Source organism: Stenotrophomonas maltophilia group sp. RNC7 (genome assembly GCF_030910085.1).
GTDB lineage: Bacteria > Pseudomonadota > Gammaproteobacteria > Xanthomonadales > Xanthomonadaceae > Stenotrophomonas > Stenotrophomonas sepilia.
Map to the genome: position 1 here is coordinate 1 of NZ_JAVFVN010000174.1, position 4345 is coordinate 4345.

3 protein-coding genes are annotated in these 4345 nt (G+C 69.8%); all 3 read right to left on the reverse strand.

Annotation, left to right across the window (positions count from 1 at the left end; all coding sequences use genetic code 11):
• Window positions 1-153: 153 nt before the first annotated feature.
• On the reverse strand, window positions 154-1404 hold the full coding sequence (locus RCF13_RS02325; RefSeq protein WP_154350445.1) for an ectonucleotide pyrophosphatase/phosphodiesterase: 1251 nt from the start codon (window positions 1402-1404) through the stop codon (window positions 154-156).
• A 504-nt stretch (window positions 1405-1908) separates the two neighbouring features.
• Window positions 1909-2400, reverse strand: coding sequence for a methylated-DNA--[protein]-cysteine S-methyltransferase (locus tag RCF13_RS02330; protein WP_061479516.1), 492 nt, complete (start codon window positions 2398-2400; stop codon window positions 1909-1911).
• The gene (locus RCF13_RS02335) at window positions 2397-3875 is read right to left on the reverse strand and encodes a DNA-3-methyladenine glycosylase 2 (RefSeq protein WP_061479515.1); all 1479 of its coding nucleotides are present in this window, start codon (window positions 3873-3875) and stop codon (window positions 2397-2399) included. Before RCF13_RS02335 ends, RCF13_RS02330 begins: the two co-directional genes overlap by 4 nt.
• Window positions 3876-4345: the final 470 nt, after the last annotated feature.

Consider the following 4345-nt stretch of genomic DNA (forward strand, 5'->3'; position numbering starts at 1 on the left):
ACCCGCTGCTGGCCCACGTGTTGCTGGGGCGGGCGGCGCCTAACGAGGGCAATCCGGAAACGCTGAACAAGCCCCGGCGCTGTGTGCCCGTAGCGCCTACCCCAGGCCGGGCTGCTTGGCCCCAGCCGCGCTGGGGCTCGGCTCTACGGGAACTCAGCGCAGGGTCTTCTTCAGCGTTTCCGGATTGCCGTCGTTCGGCGCGGCCGGCACCTGCAACAGGTGGGCCAGCAGCGGGTAGACGTCCACGTTGTCGAACCCGTCAATCACCAGGCCCTGGCGGAACGACGGGCCGCCGGCGACGAACACCGCACGCATGGACGGCAGCGCGTTGTCGTAGCCGTGCGAGCCGCGGTCCTGCTGTTCGCGCTTGGCCATCTTTTCCTGATGCAGGGCATCCCAGCCTTCATCCATCATGCAGACAATGGCGGGAATGCGCGGATGGTTGCCGTAGTGCAGGCGCGCCGGCAGTTCTTCTTTCTTCCAGCATTCGTAGTGCGCGTGGCGGCCGAGCAGGGCGCGTTCGGCGGCAGCTTCATGGCCGACCACCGGTGCGAAGCCGACCGACTGGCCCTGGCTGACATTGCGCGCAATCGCCGGGTCGACCATCGATTCGGTGGAGATCACCTGGCCGACCGGCACGCTGGCCATGCCATGGTCAGAGACCACGATCACATTGGTGGTTGCGGCCAGCCCACGTTGCTGGAGTCCGTCGAGCACCTGGCCGACGATCTGGTCGGCGCGCACGATGGCGTCGGCGTACTGCTTCGACTCGGGGCCGTAGTTGTGGCCGGCCTTGTCCACGTGTTCCATGTACAGCGTGGTCAGGCGGGGTGCATCGGCGTCGGTCTGTGCAAGCCAGTCGAGCACGATGCCGGCGCGCTGCTCCAGCGGTTCCTTGCCGTCGTAGATGCGCCACTGGCTGGGGCGTACGCCACGGATCTCCGATTCGCTGCCCGGCCATGACGTGGTGGCCGAACGCACGCCAGCATTCTCGGCGCCGACCCAGATCGGTTCACCGCCCCACCAGCCACTGGTGGTGACCGCCTTGCGGTTGCTCAGTTCAAAGCGGCCCAGGGTTGCATCGTCCATGCTGTTGTTGACGATGCCGTGGTGGTCCGGGCGCAGGCCGGTGACGATGGTGTAGTGGTTGGGGAAGGTCAGTGACGGATAGGACGGGGTCATCCAGCGTGCACGCACGCCGCCGTCGATCAGTCGCTGCAGGTTCGGGGTCAGGCCGCGATCCAGCGCGTCGGCACGCAGGCCATCGATGGAGATCAGCAGCAGCTTGGGCGGTGCCGCCGCAGCGACGGGTGTGGGAACGGAGGCGGAAGGGGCAGGCGCGGTGGTGCAGGCGGCCAATGGCAGCAGCAGCGCCAGCGCGCAGGTCAGGCGTACGGAAGTCATCCGCGCATGATAGTGCGAGGTAATGACGCGCCCAAGACACGGCGCACTATCGCGCGCCGTCTCCGCGCATTTTTCCTTATCCCCGCGCCTGTCGGCGCGCCCCCTTCAACAAGAAGGGGGCTTTTCTCCAGACGTATTCCTGATGCTTCCATCCACGCATGGCGCGGACCTACCGTGTCGACCAAGGTCGACATCTACCAACAGTTGCGCAGTGCGCCGTCCCGACAGATCGCCGGAACCTGTCGAAGGCGGGGTGGGTCCGGTTGCGGGGGTGTCCGCGGCATGGGCCCGAGGCATGCCTCGGGCGGGTTGGGCAGGACGCCCAACCCCGGTCTTGCCGTGTGCGCAGGACAGCGCACACGAGCAAGCCGCGGCCAAGCCCCCATGGACGGGTTGACGGCGTCCCCCGCAGCCGGACCCACCACGCCATGCTCCGGAACGCTGCTGTTGCTTCGGCCGTTGCGGTTGCCTCTGCGGGTGCCGGGCGCAGCCCGGCCAGCCCTCTCAGGCGAACAGCGGTGCCTGGCGCTGTTCCAGCCGCAGCAGCGCGGCCTTGGTTTCCAGGCCGCCGCCGAAGCCGGTCAGTGCACCGTTGCTGCCGATCACGCGGTGGCAGGGCAGGATGATCGGCAATGGATTGCGGCCATTGGCCGCGCCCACCGCGCGGGTCGCGCTGGGCTGGCCCAGGTGCTGCGCCAACTGCAGATAGCTCCAGGTCTGGCCGAACGGAATCAACGCCAGCGCCTGCCAAACACGCAGTTGGAAAGGCGTGCCCCGTGGTGCCAGCTGCAGGTCGAACCGGCTGCGTTCACCGTGCAGGAACTGCAGCAGTTGTTCGCGCGCTTCGGGCAATGCGCCCGGCGCGTGATGCCAGCCGTCGCGCCCGCGCGCGGGGTGGCGGTTCTCCGGGAACAGCACGTGCGCAAGACCACGCTCGTCACCGGCGATGGTCAATACGCCGATCGGGCTGTCGAAACGATCGAACAAGAGGGTCATGTCGGTTCTCCAACGAACGTGCCGGACAGGTGCCACAGGTGCAGCACCGCGTAGGCGCGCCACGGGCGCCACGGTTGCGAGCGCGCTTCGGTCGCACGTTCGCTCAGGCGCTGGCCCTGGGCGTGGCCGAGCACCTGCTGCAGTACAAGATCGCCGGCCGGGAAGGCATCGGGCTGGCCGAGTCCGCGCAGGGCAATGTACTGAGCGGTCCAGGGGCCGATGCCGGGCAGTGCAACGCAGCGGGCCACGAATTCCTCCAAGGCCTGGCCGGGCCCGAAGTCGAGCTGGCCGCTGGCGCAGGCGGCGGCCAGGGCGCGCACGGTGGCCGCGCGGCTGCGCGGCAGGCCGATGGATTCCAATGGTGCCTCGGCCAGTACCTCGGGCGCGGGGAACTGGCGATCGAATTCCGATGGCATGCCCGGCAGGTGCGCGCCATAGGCGTCGACCAGGCGCCGCGCGAAGGTGGTGGCCGCGGCCACGCTGACCTGCTGCCCGAGCACCGCGCGTACGCCCACCTCGAAACCATCCCAGCCGCCGGGTACGCGCAGTCCGGGGCGTTCGGCGATGCCACGCGCGAGCAGCGGTTCTTCGCCCAGCGCGGCATGGACCTGCTGCAGGTCGGCATCCAGATCAAACACCCGACGCACGCGGCGCACGATGTCGGGGATCAGGCGCGGATCCACCGCGCCCAATTGCAGGCGAAGCTCCGGGCGCTTCGAATCGGCGGTGACGCGCAGCAGGGTGGGGCGCTCCGGCGTGCCCAGTACGCGCTGGTAGCTGTCTTCGCCGATCAGTTCGATGCCGGGCAGGCTGCGTTTGCGCAGGAAGGCCAGCATGCGTGGGAAGTCCAGTGGTGGACGGTAGCCCAGGCGCAGCACCAGGCCGCCATCATCTGCAGCCAACGGTTGATGCTGGCGACGCAGGGCGGTCGGCGCCATCCCACAGCCCTGCAGGAACGCTGTATTGAAGCGGCGCAGGCTGTTGTAGCCGGCAGCCAGCGCGACGTCGGTCACCGCCAGCGTGGTTTCGGTCAGCAACTGTTTGGCCAGCAACAGGCGATGGGTTGCGTGGATCTGCCCGGGCGTCGCGCCGAGATGTTCGACGAACAGGCGCTGCAGTTGGCGCGCGCTGAGGCCGAGCTTCGTTGCAAGATCGGCCACCGGCTGCTCCTGCAGGAAGCCGCCGTGGATCAGCGCCAGTGCCCGCTGCACGGTCTGTCCGGCCAGGGCCTGCTGGGCCTGCGGTGCCAATTCCGGGCGGCAGCGCAGGCAGGGGCGGTACCCGGCGGCCGCAGCGGCCGCGGCGGTCGGAAAGTAGGTGATGTTGCGCGGCTTCGGCGGCGGTGCCGGGCACACCGGGCGACAATAGATGCCGGTGCTGCGCACGGCGGTGAAGAACACGCCGTCGAAGCGTGCGTCGCGGGCCAGGCGGGCGCGGTCGCAGGCGGCGGTGTCGAGGGCGAGGGCGGTGTCCATGGCGCCAGTCTAGGCCCGTGCGGGCGGCGATACTCGCCACATTCGGACATGGATGCTGAAGAGGGTTGGGGCGGGGGGGGCCCGGCCCCCCCCCCGGCCACACCCACCACAAAAAAACGCTTGCGGTGGGGGGGGGGGGGGGGGGCGGGGGGGGGGGGCGCGGCCAGAAACAGCCCCGATGGCCGGGGCGTGCGCGCCATGGATGGCGCGACCGAGCTACAGGGACGTACTTGCAGCGCCCCCTGCCACCGGGGGCCCCCCCCCCCCCCCCCCCCACCCCCGGGGTTGGGGTTTTTGTTTGGGGAGGGGGGGGGGGGGGGCCCCCGCCCCCCCCCGCCCCAACACAACCACAACCCGCGGGTGGGGGGGGGGGGGGGGGGGGGGGCCCGGTGGCAGGGGGCGCTGCAAGTACGTCCCTGTAGCTCGGTCGCGCCATCCATGGCGCTCACGCCCCTGCCATCGGACCCACC